Here is a 16,032-nt window from a genome sequence, read left to right on the forward strand (position 1 = left end):
TATGTGAGCCTCTGTTATAGGGGCTCTTTAAAACTATTAAGAGCATCTTGTTTAAATGGAACGTTGGCAAAATATTCAAAATGTAGTGGTTGTGGGGCTCGGTATTACCGGGCTCTCTGTCGTTAAACATCTCGTAAAATATCAGCCTCATACGTATGTGAAGGTCATTGATACGCGAGAGCTACCACCAGGAAAGGAATCTTTGCCTGAATCGGTAGAGCTGCATTCTGGAAGTTGGAATAACCAATGGCTAGCTGAGGCTGATTTAGTGGTTGCTAACCCAGGAATTGCTTTAGCGACGCCGGAAATTCAAGATGTGCTTCAAGCAGGAACGCCTGTCGTTGGTGACATTGAGCTGTTTGGCTGGGCAGTCGATAAACCTGTTGTGGCAATCACTGGTTCAAACGGTAAGAGTACTGTGACGGATTTGACGGGTGTGCTTGCTAAAGCTGCTGGACTTAATGTTGGTGTTGGCGGCAATATTGGTATTCCTGCCCTAGACCTCCTAGAACTTGATGCCGACTTATATGTTCTTGAGCTTTCAAGTTTTCAGCTAGAAACCACATCGAATTTAAAACTTGCTGCTGCGGCATTCTTAAACCTGTCTGAAGATCATATGGATCGCTATCAGGGCATGACTGATTACCGCGAGGCCAAGTTAAGAATCTTTAATAACGCGCAGTGTGCGATTGTAAATCGTGAAGACAAAGAGACTTACCCTGACCAAACAATGCCATTGGTAACTTTTGGACTAGATAACCAAGAGTTTGGTGTATCAACGATTGATGGTTGTGATTGGCTGGTCGATAACGGTAAACCTGTCCTTACTACTAAAGATTTAACATTGGTTGGACGTCACAATGTGGCAAATGCGTTAGTCTCACTTGCACTATTGAAGCAAGTTGGTATCGACTACAACAAAAGTCTTGAGGCTTTGAAAGCCTATAACGGTTTGACGCATCGTTGCCAAGTGGTGGCTGACAAGCGCGAAATCAAATGGGTTAATGACTCCAAAGCAACCAACGTAGCCAGCACATTGGCGGCTCTGTCTGGTTTAGAGTATCAAGGTACGTTATATCTTCTGGTTGGCGGCGTGGGTAAAGGTGCTGATTTTAGCGAGTTGGAACCTGTATTAGCGCAACTTGAACGTGTTCAATTGTGTTGTTTCGGTGAAGATGCAGATCAATTCATGCCTCTGCACCCATCGGCACAAAAGTTCGATACTATGCAGCAGATAATCGAATCTATCTCGCCACAGCTGGTGGCTGGAGATATGGTGATGCTGTCTCCTGCGTGCGCAAGCTTCGATCAATTTAATAATTTCATGGCAAGAGGTGATGCGTTCACTGAGCTTGCTCATGAGTATGCTTAACGTGTTGAAGGACTAACATTCAGTGCAAAGAGTCAAAGAGATCAATCAATCCATCTGGCAGTGGCTAAACCGTGCTACTCCTGAGGCGCTTTACGATCGTCAATTGGTGTGGATTGCTCTTGGGCTAATGCTGACAGGTTTGGTGATGGTAACGTCTGCTTCGTTCCCCATCAGTGCTCGTTTAACCGATCAGCCGTTTCACTTTATGTTCCGTCACGCGATCTTCCTATTGCTCGCATTGGGTGTCTCCAGTGTGATATTGCAAATTCCGATGAAGCGCTGGTTTCAATACAGCATGTACCTGTTGGGCTTATCTTTCTTCTTGCTAGTCGTAGTATTAGCCGTCGGTAAGTCAGTTAACGGTGCATCTCGCTGGATACCTCTTGGGCTATTTAACTTACAGCCTGCCGAGGTCGCTAAGCTTTCCTTGTTTATCTTTATGGCGGGCTACTTGGTTCGTAAGCAAGACGAAGTGAGAAAAACCTTCTTCGGCGGTTTTGCAAAACCCATCATGGTGTTTGGTGCTTTTGCCGTCTTGCTACTTGGTCAACCCGACTTAGGTACCGTAGTTGTAATGTTGGTAACGCTGTTTGGCATGCTGTTCATTGCTGGTGCCAAACTGTCACAATTTATTGCCTTGATGGTCGCTGGTATTGCCGCCGTCGTTGGTTTGATTGTCATAGAACCTTACCGTGTTCGACGTGTGACTTCATTCTGGGAACCATGGAATGATCCATTTGGTAGCGGCTACCAATTAACTCAATCATTGATGGCGTTCGGCCGCGGTGATTGGATGGGACAAGGGCTTGGTAACTCGATTCAAAAACTCGAATACTTACCAGAAGCGCATACCGATTTTGTATTTGCGGTCTTGGCTGAAGAGCTTGGCTTTGTCGGTGTTACCTTAGTATTAATGTTGATCTTCAGCTTGGTGTTAAAAGCCATTCTTATCGGCAAAAAAGCCTTTGAACATGATCAAGTGTTCAGTGGCTATCTGGCTTTTGGTATTGGTATTTGGTTTGCGTTTCAGACGCTTGTTAACGTAGGTGCTGCATCTGGCATCGTTCCGACCAAAGGTCTAACCCTCCCGCTAATCAGTTATGGTGGTTCGAGTTTAATTATTATGTCGGTAGCGGTATCAATGCTGCTGCGCATTGACCATGAATGTCGAATGCAGCAAAAAGAACAAGCTGATAATCCAAACGAATTAGTAGAATAAGAATCTAACGCGATGAAACAAAACAAAAAACTTTTAGTGATGGCTGGTGGTACCGGCGGTCATGTTTTTCCTGGGTTAGCAGTAGCGAAAAAGCTTCAGCAACAAGGTTGGGAAATTCGCTGGTTAGGCACAGCAGATAGAATGGAAGCGGATTTGGTGCCAAAGCATGGCATTGAGATCGACTTTATTAAAGTGAAAGGCCTGCGTGGTCAAGGCATTAGCAAGCTAATTAAAGCCCCATTCCAAATTATTAATGCCATACTTCAAGCAAAGCAGCATATCAAAGCGTGGCAGCCTGACGTGGTACTTGGTATGGGTGGCTATGTGAGTGGCCCGGGTGGTATTGCGGCATGGTTATCAGGCATTCCAGTGGTTTTGCATGAACAAAATGCAGTGGCGGGTCTAACCAACCAGTGGCTATCTAAGATTGCGAAAAAGGTTTTCCAAGCCTTCCCTGGTGCATTTCCTACTGCAGAGGTAGTGGGAAACCCAGTTCGTGAGGATGTGGTTGCTTTACCGGAGCCTGAGCAGCGCATGGCTGAGCGTGATGGCGATATCCGCATTTTAGTGATGGGTGGCAGCCAAGGGGCCAAAATCCTCAACGATACTTTACCTGTTGCGATGGCACAGCTTGGAGAAGGCTTCACTGTGATGCACCAAGCGGGTAAGAATAATCAACAGCAAGTGATTGAACAATACAAATCACATTCTGTAGATAATGTTCAAGTAACTGAATTTATTGATGATGTGGCGCAAGCTTATGAGTGGGCAGATCTACTAGTGTGTCGCTCCGGCGCGTTAACGGTATCAGAAGTGTCTGCAGCCGGTGTTGGTTCTATTTTTGTTCCGTTCATGCACAAAGATAGACAGCAAGCACTGAATGCCGATCATTTAGTTGAATGTGGTGCGGCGTTAATGATTGAACAGCCACAACTGACGGCTGAAAAGTTAGCGAATACCATCGCTGAGCTTGATAGAAATGAATTAAAAATGATGGCAACAAAAGCGCGTCAAGCAGCCAAGCTTGATGCTGACGTTACCGTCGCTGAAGCGATTAAAGCTTTAGCAAAATAATGAGACTGAATTGATGACGATTGAACATACCCAAAACTTAGCGCAAATCCGTGCAATGGTGCCAGAGATGCGCCGTGTTAAATCTATCCACTTCATTGGTATTGGTGGTGCTGGAATGAGCGGGATTGCTGAAGTCTTGCTAAATGAAGGCTACCAGATCACTGGTTCTGATATTGCTCAAAATCCAGTGACAGAGCGTTTAGTTAGCAAGGGGGCGACTGTTTTCATTGGTCACCAAGCAAGTAACGTTGCTGATGCAAGTGTGGTCGTGGTATCAACCGCTATCAATGAAGAGAACCCAGAGATTATTGCCGCTCGTGAAGCGCGCACGCCTATCGTTCGTCGTGCAGAAATGCTGGCTGAGTTGATGCGTTTTCGTCACGGTATTGCTGTGGCCGGTACGCACGGTAAGACAACAACGACTGCTTTGGTTACACAGATTTACTCTGAAGCTGGCCTAGATCCAACGTTTGTAAACGGTGGTTTAGTGAAAAGTGCAGGTACCAATGCACGCTTGGGTTCGAGCCGTATCTTGATCGCTGAAGCTGATGAGAGTGATGCATCATTCTTACACCTGCAACCTATGGTGAGTATCGTAACCAATATCGAAGCCGATCACATGGATACCTATGGCGGTGACTTCGAAACACTAAAGCAGACGTTTATCGACTTCTTACACAACCTGCCATTTTACGGTCAGGCTGTGATGTGCGTGGATGATCCTGTTGTTCGTGAGCTAATCCCTCAAGTTAGCCGCCAAGTGATTACTTACGGTTTCTCAGAAGATGCGGATATCCGTATCGAGAACTACGTACAAGAAGGCCAGCAAGGTAAGTTCACGGTAGTTCGTGAAGGTAAAGCGAATCTTGATATCACGTTGAACATTCCAGGTCGTCACAACGCACTGAATGCATCGGCAGCCATTGCAGTGGCGACAGAAGATGACATCAGCGATGAAGCGATCCTAAAAGCGATGGCAGGTACCGAAGGTACTGGGCGTCGTTTTGATCACCTAGGTGAGTACGAGACGGGTAATGGTGTCGCTATGTTGGTGGACGATTATGGTCATCACCCAACGGAAGTTGATGTAACAATTCAGGCTGCTCGCAGCGGCTGGGCTGATAAGCGTCTTGTGATGATTTTCCAACCACACCGTTATAGCCGAACACGTGATTTATATGATGATTTTGCGAACGTTCTTGAGCAGGTTGATGTCTTAATCTTACTGGATGTTTATTCTGCTGGTGAGAAACCTATTGCTGGGGCAGACGGACGCTCATTAAGTCGAACTATTCGTGGGCGTGGTAAGATTGACCCAATCTTTGTCGCTGATATTAATACTCTGCCATCGGTTTTAGCTAACGTAATTCAAGGCGGCGACCTTGTACTGACGCAGGGTGCAGGTGATGTTGGTCGTGTTGCTAAGCAACTAGAATCATTACAGTTAGACATTAATAAAATGAAGGACGTGTAGCAGAATACTGTCTACATACCGTGGTCAATCGCTCACTTCTTGCGATTGACCTAAAATTGACCAAAAATCTTATTATCAACGTTTGATAGTTTGATTTTGCTCAGTATAATTCATAGGTTAAAGTAAGTGCTTTTACCTCTATTACGAAGATAGGGAATAGAATTGCGAACCAACGACAGGGAAAGCGGGCTTTGGTAGAAAGTACTTTTAGCGAAAACCGCCACCTATTCAGTTTACCATCGCTCAAGAAACACGCCTTAGGCGGGTCATTTTTTGTCATGGTATTGCTATTCATTGGGTTTCTTTTCTATACCACCCTGACTTGGATGTGGGACGATCAACGATTGCCTCTCTCCAAAATAGTCATTCAGGGTGACTTAACTTATGTAACCGCTAGTGATGTTCAGCATGCTTTTGGCAAACTTGAGCATATTGGTACATTCATGTCGCAAGACATCGGTGTGTTGCAAGACAGTTTAGAAGCGTTGCCTTGGGTGTCAGTCGTATCTATTCGTAAGCAGTGGCCAGACACAATAAAAGTATTTTTGACTGAGTATCATGCGGCAGCAATCTGGAACGGCAACATGCTGTTGAATGATGATGGTCAGGTGTTTAATGGCGATATCGGCCTTCTGAAAGGCGATAGAGTTAAGCTTTACGGCCCAGATGGCACCAGCCAAGAAGTGATCGAAAAGTGGAGAAAGGTAACCCCTTTGATTAACAGTCTGGGGTTAACAGTTACCTCACTTGTTCTCAACGAACGTCGCGCTTGGCAAATAATCCTAGATAACGGTATCCGTTTAGAGCTAGGTAAAGATTCTTTAGATGAGCGTGTTGAACGCTTCATTTCGCTTTACAACGAACTCGGTAGTAAGGCGAATCAAGTGAGCTACATCGACCTCAGGTATGATACGGGAGCCGCTGTAGGCTGGTTTCCAGAGCAAGAGTTAGAAGAGAGCACAGATGACTAAGACCGCAGATGACAACATAATCGTTGGTCTTGATATAGGCACTGCGACCATATCAGCTCTGGTTGGTGAAATACTGCCTGATGGTCAAATCAATATCATTGGTTCTGGGCAAAGCCCATCCAGAGGTATGGATAAAGGTGGTGTGAACGACCTAGAGTCGGTAGTTAAGTCAGTTCAGCGAGCAATTGATCAAGCAGAGTTGATGGCGGAATGCCAAATCAGCAATGTGTTTATCTCGCTATCAGGCAAACATATCGCAAGCCGAATTGAAAAAGGCATGGGCACTATCTCTGATGAAGAGGTGTCTCAAGACGATATGGATCGAGCGATCCATACCGCGAAATCAATTAAAATAGGTGAAGAGCAGAGAATTCTGCACGTGATCCCACAAGAATTTACCATTGATTATCAAGAAGGGATTAAGAACCCACTTGGTCTGTCTGGTGTTCGAATGGAAGTGAGCGTTCATCTTATTTCTTGCCATAGCGACATGGCGAGAAACATTATTAAAGCTGTTGAACGATGTGGTCTCACAGTAGAGCAAATCGTGTTTTCAGGACTTGCCTCAAGTAATGCGGTAATTACTGAAGACGAGAGAGAGCTCGGAGTGTGTGTGGTTGATATCGGTGCAGGTACAATGGATATTTCCATTTGGACTGGCGGCGCGCTACGACACACAGAAGTCTTTTCCTATGCAGGAAATGCAGTAACCAGTGATATTGCCTTCGCTTTCGGTACGCCAGTGAGCGATGCTGAAGAGATAAAAGTAAACCATGGTTGCGCTCTGAGTGAACTCGTTAGCAAGGATGACTCTGTTAACGTCCCAAGTGTTGGTGGTCGCCCGTCAAGAAGTTTGCAACGACAAACTTTGTCGGAAGTGATTGAACCACGTTACACTGAACTTATGGGCCTCGTTAACCAAACTATCGATACGGTTCAATTACAGCTACGAGACGAAGGTATTAAACACCACCTTGCAGCTGGCGTCGTCCTCACTGGTGGAGCGGCACAAATTGACGGATTGGTAGAGTGTGCGGAACGTGTTTTCCGCAATCAAGTTCGAGTTGGTAAGCCATTAGAAGTTAGTGGCTTAACTGATTATGTTAAAGAGCCGTATCATTCTACGGCGGTTGGTTTACTTCATTACGCAAGAGATTGTCAGATCAGTGATGAAGGTGATTACAGCGAACCTAAGCGTTCAGCACCTTCGATGTCTGGTTTATTTGGTAAATTGCGTAATTGGATACAAAAAGAGTTTTAACCTGAGTTGCAGGAAAAAACGGAGATAACACATGTTTGAACCGATGATGGAAATGTCTGACGATGCAGTAATTAAAGTCGTTGGAGTTGGTGGCGGTGGCGGTAACGCTGTTGAGCACATGGTACGTGAATCAATCGAAGGCGTAGAATTCATCAGTGTTAATACTGATGCGCAAGCACTTCGTAAAACAAGCGTGAGCAGCGTGATCCAAATTGGTGGTGATATCACTAAAGGTCTTGGTGCTGGTGCAAACCCACAAGTAGGCCGTGATGCAGCTCTCGAAGATCGAGAAAGAATTAAAGAAGTTCTAACTGGCGCCGATATGGTATTTATCGCAGCTGGTATGGGCGGTGGTACTGGTACAGGTGCTGCTCCAGTTATTGCTGAAGTTGCGAAAGAGCTAGGTGTGCTAACCGTTGCTGTTGTAACTAAGCCATTTAGCTTTGAAGGCAAAAAGCGTCTAGCGTTTGCTGAGCAAGGTATCGAAGAGCTTTCTAAACATGTGGATTCATTAATTACGATTCCAAATGAAAAGCTACTTAAAGTACTAGGCCGTGGCGTTACACTGCTAGAAGCTTTCGCAAGTGCAAATGATGTACTTAAAAACGCTGTACAAGGTATCGCTGAGCTAATTACTCGCCCTGGTATGATCAACGTCGACTTCGCGGATGTTCGCACCGTAATGTCGGAAATGGGGCATGCAATGATGGGTAGCGGTATCGCAAAAGGTGAAGACCGTGCTGAAGAAGCTGCTGAAACGGCAATTTCTAGCCCACTACTAGAAGACATCGACCTAGCTGGCGCGCGTGGCGTTCTTGTGAACATCACAGCAGGCCTAGATATGCGTCTAGATGAGTTCGAAACAGTAGGTAACACAGTTAAGGCATTCGCTTCTGATAACGCAACAGTTGTGATTGGTACTTCTCTAGACCCTGATATGACGGACGAAATCCGTGTAACTGTTGTTGCAACAGGTATCGGTACAGAGAGAAAGCCAGACATTACATTAGTTGCTGGTGGTAAAGCTAAGGTTGCAGCAACTCCTCAACCACAAGTAGCGGCACAAGCTGCACCAAAAGTGGAAGAGAAAGTGGCACAGCCATTGCAAGAAAAAACTGAGGTAAAACCTCAAGTTAAGCCGCAGCCAACAACGTCGCCTGTTTCTTCAGGTACAGGGGCTAGCCAAAGTGCAGCACCTAAAGCTGAAAAAGAGAGCGGATACTTAGATATTCCAGCATTCTTACGACGTCAGGCTGATTAACAATTACCCAAAATTTGACTATCGTCGAATTAATGGTAAAATTCGCGGTCGGTAAATACTGGCCGTGATTTGTAGCACTGATAACGAGGCAAGCAGATGATCAGACAACGTACTCTGAAAGAAATTGTGAAAACAACTGGTGTGGGTCTCCACTCTGGTCGTAAAGTCACACTTACTCTTCGCCCGGCAGCTGCAAATACAGGTATTGTTTACCGTCGAACTGATGTAAATCCACCTGTAGATTTTCCAGCTGATCCAGCATCAGTTCGTGACACTATGTTATGTACTGCTCTTGTGAATGACGAAGGCGTACGTATTTCTACAGTGGAACACCTAAACGCGGCTCTAGCGGGCATGGGCATCGACAATATTATTGTTGAAGTAGATGCACCAGAGATCCCAATTATGGATGGTAGCGCAAGCCCATTCGTATACTTGCTACAGCAAGCGGGTGTTGAAACACTGAATGCACCAAAACGTTTCATTCGCATCAAAAAGCCAGTTCGTTTTGAAGACGGCGATAAGTGGGCAGAATTTGTACCATTTAACGGCTTCCGCATGGACTTTGAGATCGAGTTCAACCACCCAGCAATTGAGTCTGACGAACAGCATTTATTGTTTGATTTCTCTTCTCAAGGCTTTGTGAAAGAGATTTCTCGAGCTCGTACTTTCGGCTTCATGCGTGATATCGAATACCTTCAATCACAAAACCTGTGTTTGGGTGGTAGCTTTGATTGTGCAATCGTACTAGACGAATACCGCATTCTTAATGAAGAAGGTCTACGTTTTGACAATGAGTTTGTAACTCATAAAGTACTAGATGCGATTGGTGACCTATACATGTGTGGACACGCTATTATCGGTGAGTTCCGTGCATACAAATCAGGTCACGGCCTAAACAACCAACTGCTACGTGCAGTACTTGCTGACGCAGAAGCTTGGGAATGGGCAACATTTGAAGAAGAAGCTGGCTCGCCAGTGGCTTTTGCTGAACCAGGAATGGTTCTAGCGTAATTGTTGTTTTTAACAATGTAAGATTTCGAAAACCAGGCTATCGGCCTGGTTTTTTTGTATCTATTTTCCAGATACAGTGTCATCAACATCCGAAAGTCATCGACTAATGGGCGCCAGTCTGGCTAATCCATCAGCAATTAGAAAGAAAAGTTCCAAGCACATCAAACAAATGGGGTTATAAATGGTCGTTGGTGTGAAAATTACTTACACTAAGGGGCATTAATTTTAACTCAAGCCTTGAAAACTCTACTCTCAAGTACAATATCAGAAATACTAGATTTATCTCAGTATCCTTGGTTAGTAACTGAAGACTGGTTCATCGCTAGTAGAGACTGACGGCATTTAAAATAGATCGCGGACGATCTGAGAACGAAGAGATTCCAAGCACATGATTACTAAGCTGCTGACAAAGGTAATTGGCAGTCGCAATGACAGAACACTGCGCCGCCTTAGAAAAATTGTAAAAGAAATTAATAACTACGAGCCAACGTTTGAAGCGCTTTCTGACGAAGAGCTAAAAGCGAAAACTGTTGAGTTCCGTGAGCGCTTAGATAAAGGTGAATCGCTAGACCAACTTCTACCGGAAGCATTTGCTACGGTACGTGAAGCGTCTAAGCGTGTTTACGGCATGCGTCACTTTGACGTGCAATTGATTGGTGGCATGGTTCTAAATGCTGGCCAAATTGCAGAGATGCGTACTGGTGAGGGTAAGACTCTTACAGCAACTCTACCAGCTTATCTTAACGCCCTACCTAGTAAAGGTGTTCACGTAGTAACGGTGAACGACTACCTAGCTAAGCGTGATGCGGAAACTAACCGCCCATTATTTGAATTCCTTGGTATGACTGTTGGCGTGAACGTGCCAAACATGGCTCCACCAGAGAAAAAAGAAGCATACCAAGCGGATATCCTATACGGAACAAACAACGAGTTTGGTTTCGATTACCTACGCGACAACATGGCTTTCCGTGCTGAAGACCGTGTTCAACGCGAACGCTTCTTTGCTGTAGTCGATGAGGTTGACTCAATCTTAATCGATGAAGCGCGTACACCTCTTATTATCTCTGGCCCGGCTGAAGATAGCTCAGATCTTTACACGCGTATTAACACATTGATTCCTCATCTTGAGCGTCAAGATAAAGAAGATTCTGAAGAGTACCGTGGTGAAGGTCACTACACCATGGACGAAAAATCTAAGCAGGTTCACCTGACTGAAAACGGTCAAGAGTTTGTTGAAGAGCTAATGGTGAAAAATGGTCTGATGGAAGAGGGCGATACGCTTTACTCTCCAACAAACATCAGCCTACTGCACCATGTTAATGCTGCGTTGCGTGCTCACGTATTGTTTGAGAAGAACGTAGACTACATCGTAACTGAAGAAGGCGAAGTGGTTATCGTTGATGAACATACTGGCCGTACAATGCCAGGTCGTCGTTGGTCTGAAGGTTTACACCAAGCTGTTGAAGCAAAAGAAGGTGTGAAGATTCAGAATGAAAACCAAACGCTAGCTTCGATTACCTTCCAAAACTTCTTCCGTCTGTACGAGAAACTGTCAGGTATGACAGGTACAGCTGATACTGAAGCTTTCGAATTCCAGTCTATCTATGGCCTAGAAACGGTTGTTATCCCAACTAACAAACCTATGGTTCGGAACGATATGCCAGATGTGGTTTATCGTACAGAAGAAGACAAATTCAATGCGATCATTGAAGACATTAAAGACCGTGTTGCTGCAGGACAGCCATCACTGGTTGGTACGGTTTCTATCGAGAAATCAGAGCTACTGTCTAACGCACTGAAAAAAGCAAAAATTAAGCACAACGTACTCAACGCGAAATTCCACGAGAAAGAAGCGGAAATCGTAGCGCAAGCAGGTACACCTGGTGCAGTAACCATCGCAACTAACATGGCCGGTCGTGGTACCGATATCGTGTTAGGTGGTAGCTGGCAGTCTGAAGTTGAGAAACTACAAAACCCAACTCAAGAGCAGATCGACAAGATCAAAGCGGATTGGAAAGTGGTTCACGACAAAGTACTAGAGTCAGGTGGTCTACACATCATTGGTACAGAGCGTCACGAATCTCGTCGTATCGATAACCAGCTACGTGGTCGTTCTGGTCGTCAAGGTGATGCAGGTTCTTCACGCTTCTACCTATCGATGGAAGACTCGCTACTACGTATCTTCACATCTGATCGTATGGCTGGTCTTATCCAGAGCGGTATGGATGAAGGTGAAGCGATCGAATCTAAGATGCTATCTCGCTCTATCGAAAAAGCACAACGTAAAGTTGAAGGCCGTAACTTCGATATCCGTAAGCAACTTCTAGAGTACGATGATGTAGCGAATGACCAACGTAAAGTGGTTTACGAGCTGCGTGATGAGCTAATGGGCTCTGACGACATCAGCGAAATGATCGAACACAACCGTGAAGACGTGTTTACGTCGGTTATCGATGAGTACATTGCTCCGCAATCTCTGGAAGATATGTGGGACATCGCGGGTCTACAAGATCGTCTGAAGAACGACTTCGACCTAGACTTTGATATCCAAGGTTGGTTGGACGAAGACGACAAGCTTTACGAAGAAGCACTACGTGAACGCATCCTAGGCATGGCTGTTGATGCTTACAAACAGAAAGAAGAAGTAGTTGGTGCACAAGTACTCCGCAACTTCGAGAAGTCTGTAATGCTGCAAACGCTAGATGGTCTATGGAAAGAGCACTTGGCTGCGATGGATCACCTTCGTCAAGGTATCCACCTGCGTGGTTACGCTCAGAAGAACCCGAAACAAGAGTACAAGCGCGAGTCGTTTGAACTGTTTGAAGGTCTACTGGATGTACTGAAGTCAGACGTTATTACTATCCTTTCGAAAGTTCGCGTTCAGCAACAAGAAGAAGTAGAAAAGATGGAAGCGCAGCGTCAAGCTCAAGCTGAAGAAGCAGCGCGTCGTGCACAAGCGCAACACGCAACAGCAGAAAACCAGCTAGGTGATGATGAAGCAGAAGCAGCGTCGCCACAAACAGTAGTACGTGATGAGCGTAAAGTTGGCCGTAACGAGCCTTGCCCATGTGGTAGCGGCAAGAAGTACAAACAGTGTCACGGTAAAATCGCGTAAGTTTAATGAATCGTTGCTGTAGCGCATGATAGTTGCGTTGGTGGTACTCACTTACTATCGTAAGCTCCGTGCCACCGCCTTACTCTCAAGTACTACAGCCTAGCTTCATGAAACTGACAAATAGAATATAAAGAGTCGCTTAGGCGGCTCTTTTTGTATGTGAAAATAATAAGGTTTCGATTGCGTCATCCTCGAGAGTGAGGGAGGAGCGAGTCGGGGATCTTTCGAACTAACAAAAGAGCAGATTCCCTATCTAATTCGTTCCTCATTGTAGGGAATGACGGTAGAGACATAGAAGGAACACCATCAATGAAAAGAATCCATATCGTAGCGGGTATTATCTTCAATCAAGATAAGTCACAGGTCTTTATCACTAAGCGCCCAGATGACAAGCACAAAGGTGGCTTTTGGGAGTTTCCTGGTGGCAAGGTTGAAGAGGGCGAAACTATTGAGCAAGCGATGACTCGCGAGCTTGATGAAGAGATCGGTATCAAGGTGACCGAGCAGTCTCTGTTTGAGCATCTTGAATTTGATTACACGGACAAGTCACTTAAGTTTGATTTCATTCTCGTGACTGATTTTGAAGAGCAACCTTATGGTAAAGAAGGTCAGCAAGGTGAATGGGTCAGCCTTGAATCATTGAATCAGTACGCTTTCCCTGAAGCAAATGTGCCAATTTTAGAGCGAGTGGTAAAAGAGTTTTCTTAATTGCTAGCCTGAGTTTGAGATTGTTGTTAGTTTAAAGAGATTAATCGAATGAACGTTGCTGCAAGAGAACTGCGGCAACAGTAACCAAAACAATGGAGATATTCGCAGTGGTAAGAATTGCAATAGCAGGAGCAGCGGGTCGTATGGGCCGCAACTTGGTGAAAGCCGCTCATCATAATTCAGAAGCTAGTGTTGGCGCTGGCTCGGAACGTCCCGAGTCATCATTAGTAGGCGTTGATGTTGGCGAGCTATGTGGGGAAGGTCGCTTTGATGTTGCTCTAGTGGATGATTTGTCTAAAGCCATCGAAGAGTTTGATGTGATTGTCGACTTTACCGCACCTGTTAGCACATTAGCGAATATTGAACTTTGTAAACGTCACGGCAAAAAACTTATCATCGGTACGACAGGCTTCTCAGAAGAGGAGAAGCAGGTGATTGACGCTGCTGCAAAAGAGATGCCTATTGTAATGGCACCAAACTACAGCGTAGGCGTCAACCTAGTATTTAAGCTACTAGAGAAAGCCGCTAAAGTGATGGGCGATTACTGTGATGTTGAAATCGTTGAGGCCCACCACCGTCATAAAGTGGATGCACCATCAGGTACTGCGATTGGTATGGGTGAAGCGATCGCCGGTGCTATGGGTAATGAGCTGAACGATGTGGCGGTATGGTCACGTGAAGGCATCACTGGCGAACGTACGAAAGATGAGATTGGCTTCGCAACGATTCGTGCCGGTGACATCATCGGAGAACACACTGCTATGTTTGCAGATATCGGCGAACGAGTGGAGATTACTCATAAAGCGACTGACCGAATGACCTTTGCAAACGGTGCGATCAAAGCTGCTGTTTGGCTCCATGACAAGCCAGCAGGCTTTTATACCATGACAGATGTCCTTGGTTTGAATGATCTGTAAATAGATAATTATGCGCTGGCAATTGCCGGCGCTTTCTTTATTTGCTGCCTTTAACGCAGTATTCTTGTTTCTCACCTCTCTCTTAAACCTACCTTTTAACATCGTTTTTACCTCACTTTTCTTGTTGTTTTGTTGTCTTGGTCTTATATTTGGATTAGATCTTTAAATCTTCATGTTTTCTGTTTGTATTTATCGATTGCTTTTTGTTGGTGATGTTTTTAGTACTTAAAGGCAGACAAAAGTAATGGGATAAAACTGGAAAATCTCAATATCGTGCTTAATTGACCATGAAAGTTGAACTTTTGGAGCTTTGGAAGGGTAAATTGAATTAGTGCGTACAAATCTTTAATTTCTTTTGCGTTAAATGTTGACACGTATCACGCACATCACTAAAATACCGCCAATTTGTCTAATTTCCATAAACACTCACTTTTAAGTGTTGCAGGAAGGTAGATTTGCAAATTAAATCAATTTTAATGCATATTTATTTCTGGAGGTTGTCTTGAAAAAGTCAGCACTACTTGTCCTAGAAGATGGGACAGTATTTCACGGTGAAGCCATTGGCGCTGTAGGTTCTGCAGTTGGTGAAGTCGTTTTTAATACCTCGATGACGGGGTACCAAGAAATCCTCACTGATCCTTCCTATTCTCAACAAATCGTTACCCTTACTTACCCTCACATTGGCAATACCGGAACCAATTCCGAAGACGAAGAATCCTCTTCAATCCACGCTCAAGGCCTTGTGATTCGCGATCTCCCTCTTATCGCTTCTAACTTCCGTAATGAACAATCCCTTTCTGATTACCTTAAGTCGCAAAACGTTGTTGGTATCGCTGATATCGATACTCGTAAGCTGACGCGTATTCTTCGTGAAAAAGGCGCTCAGAATGGTTGTATTGTAGCGGGTAACAACTTAGACGAAGCTTTGGCTCTAGCTAAGGCAAAAGAATTCCCTGGCCTGAAAGGTATGGACCTTGCGAAAGAAGTTACAACGAAAGAAGCGTATCAATGGAAACAAGGTTCGTGGACGCTTACGGGTGGACTTCCTGAAGCGAAAGCAGACTCAGAATTGCCATACCACGTTGTTGCTTATGACTTCGGTGCAAAACGAAACATCCTACGAATGCTCGTTGACCGCGGCTGCCGCCTAACGGTTGTTCCAGCTGAAACTTCTGCTGAAGAAGTGCTTGCACTAAACCCAGACGGTGTATTCCTTTCAAATGGCCCTGGTGACCCAGAACCATGTACTTACGCAATTGAAGCGACAAAAGTGTTCCTAGAAAAAGGCTTACCAATCTTTGGTATCTGTCTAGGCCACCAAATTCTTGCTCTTGCGTCAGGCGCTAAGACAGTGAAGATGAAGTTTGGTCACCACGGTGCAAACCATCCAGTTAAAGATTTAGATCGTGATGTTGTGATGATTACTTCACAAAACCACGGCTTTGCTGCTGACGAAGACACACTACCTGAAAACCTACGTGCAACGCACAAATCGCTATTTGATGGTTCTCTACAAGGTATCCACCGTACAGACAAACCAGCATTTAGCTTCCAAGGTCACCCAGAAGCAAGCCCAGGTCCAGAAGACGCAGCGCCGTTATTTGACCACTTCATTGAACTAATTAAAAAGCACACAGCGTAATTCG

Annotated in this window: 12 protein-coding genes; all 12 read left to right on the top strand. The window is 45.0% G+C overall.

All coding sequences use genetic code 11. The annotated features are described in order from the left end of the window. Positions 1-55 precede the first annotated feature (55 nt). Complete coding sequence (gene murD / locus OCV52_RS02180) at positions 56-1,372, top strand: UDP-N-acetylmuramoyl-L-alanine--D-glutamate ligase (RefSeq protein WP_137407869.1); 1,317 nt, start codon at positions 56-58, stop codon at positions 1,370-1,372. A gap of 22 nt (positions 1,373-1,394) precedes the next feature. Next, positions 1,395-2,591, top strand: a complete 1,197-nt coding sequence (gene ftsW / locus OCV52_RS02185) for a cell division protein FtsW (protein WP_004740740.1) — start codon at positions 1,395-1,397, stop codon at positions 2,589-2,591. A gap of 12 nt (positions 2,592-2,603) precedes the next feature. Beyond that, the gene (gene murG / locus OCV52_RS02190; RefSeq protein ID WP_004740739.1) at positions 2,604-3,665 is read left to right on the top strand and encodes an undecaprenyldiphospho-muramoylpentapeptide beta-N-acetylglucosaminyltransferase; all 1,062 of its coding nucleotides are present in this window, start codon (positions 2,604-2,606) and stop codon (positions 3,663-3,665) included. Between the two features lie 13 nt (positions 3,666-3,678). After that, the gene (murC, locus tag OCV52_RS02195) at positions 3,679-5,139 is read left to right on the top strand and encodes a UDP-N-acetylmuramate--L-alanine ligase (protein ID WP_137407870.1); all 1,461 of its coding nucleotides are present in this window, start codon (positions 3,679-3,681) and stop codon (positions 5,137-5,139) included. 191 nt (positions 5,140-5,330) lie between these two features. Next, a complete protein-coding gene (locus tag OCV52_RS02200) occupies positions 5,331-6,110 on the top strand; it encodes a cell division protein FtsQ/DivIB (protein ID WP_004740738.1) in 780 nt (259 codons plus the stop codon). Next, complete coding sequence (gene ftsA / locus OCV52_RS02205; protein WP_004740737.1) at positions 6,103-7,371, top strand: cell division protein FtsA; 1,269 nt, start codon at positions 6,103-6,105, stop codon at positions 7,369-7,371. The genes OCV52_RS02200 and ftsA overlap by 8 nt, the downstream gene beginning before the upstream one ends. A gap of 31 nt (positions 7,372-7,402) precedes the next feature. Then, positions 7,403-8,632, top strand: a complete 1,230-nt coding sequence (ftsZ, locus tag OCV52_RS02210; RefSeq protein WP_061033376.1) for a cell division protein FtsZ — start codon at positions 7,403-7,405, stop codon at positions 8,630-8,632. 96 nt (positions 8,633-8,728) lie between these two features. After that, on the top strand, positions 8,729-9,646 hold the full coding sequence (lpxC, locus tag OCV52_RS02215; RefSeq protein WP_004740735.1) for a UDP-3-O-acyl-N-acetylglucosamine deacetylase: 918 nt from the start codon (positions 8,729-8,731) through the stop codon (positions 9,644-9,646). A gap of 388 nt (positions 9,647-10,034) precedes the next feature. After that, positions 10,035-12,761, top strand: coding sequence for a preprotein translocase subunit SecA (gene secA / locus OCV52_RS02220; RefSeq protein WP_137407871.1), 2,727 nt, complete (start codon positions 10,035-10,037; stop codon positions 12,759-12,761). A gap of 309 nt (positions 12,762-13,070) precedes the next feature. Continuing rightward, complete coding sequence (mutT, locus tag OCV52_RS02225) at positions 13,071-13,469, top strand: 8-oxo-dGTP diphosphatase MutT (RefSeq protein ID WP_008222857.1); 399 nt, start codon at positions 13,071-13,073, stop codon at positions 13,467-13,469. A 92-nt stretch (positions 13,470-13,561) separates the two neighbouring features. After that, positions 13,562-14,386 carry a 4-hydroxy-tetrahydrodipicolinate reductase gene (dapB, locus tag OCV52_RS02230; RefSeq protein ID WP_198778608.1) on the top strand — a complete coding sequence of 275 codons (825 nt, stop codon included), beginning with the start codon at positions 13,562-13,564 and terminating at the stop codon, positions 14,384-14,386. A gap of 502 nt (positions 14,387-14,888) precedes the next feature. Beyond that, the gene (gene carA, locus OCV52_RS02235) at positions 14,889-16,028 is read left to right on the top strand and encodes a glutamine-hydrolyzing carbamoyl-phosphate synthase small subunit (RefSeq protein ID WP_004740731.1); all 1,140 of its coding nucleotides are present in this window, start codon (positions 14,889-14,891) and stop codon (positions 16,026-16,028) included. Positions 16,029-16,032 lie beyond the last annotated feature (4 nt).

The organism is Vibrio chagasii (assembly GCF_024347355.1).
Taxonomy (GTDB): domain Bacteria; phylum Pseudomonadota; class Gammaproteobacteria; order Enterobacterales; family Vibrionaceae; genus Vibrio; species Vibrio chagasii.

Excerpts from the sequence above, each read along its gene's own strand:
- secA (WP_137407871.1), top strand. The coding sequence starts at position 10,035 with ATGATTACTAAGCTGCTGACAAAGGTAATTGGCAGTCGCAATGACAGA.
- mutT (WP_008222857.1), top strand. The coding sequence starts at position 13,071 with ATGAAAAGAATCCATATCGTAGCGGGTATTATCTTCAATCAAGATAAG.
- murD (WP_137407869.1), top strand. The coding sequence starts at position 56 with ATGGAACGTTGGCAAAATATTCAAAATGTAGTGGTTGTGGGGCTCGGT.
- ftsZ (WP_061033376.1), top strand. The coding sequence starts at position 7,403 with ATGTTTGAACCGATGATGGAAATGTCTGACGATGCAGTAATTAAAGTC.
- murC (WP_137407870.1), top strand. The coding sequence starts at position 3,679 with ATGACGATTGAACATACCCAAAACTTAGCGCAAATCCGTGCAATGGTG.
- lpxC (WP_004740735.1), top strand. The coding sequence starts at position 8,729 with ATGATCAGACAACGTACTCTGAAAGAAATTGTGAAAACAACTGGTGTG.
- dapB (WP_198778608.1), top strand. The coding sequence starts at position 13,562 with ATGGAGATATTCGCAGTGGTAAGAATTGCAATAGCAGGAGCAGCGGGT.
- murG (WP_004740739.1), top strand. The coding sequence starts at position 2,604 with ATGAAACAAAACAAAAAACTTTTAGTGATGGCTGGTGGTACCGGCGGT.
- ftsA (WP_004740737.1), top strand. The coding sequence starts at position 6,103 with ATGACTAAGACCGCAGATGACAACATAATCGTTGGTCTTGATATAGGC.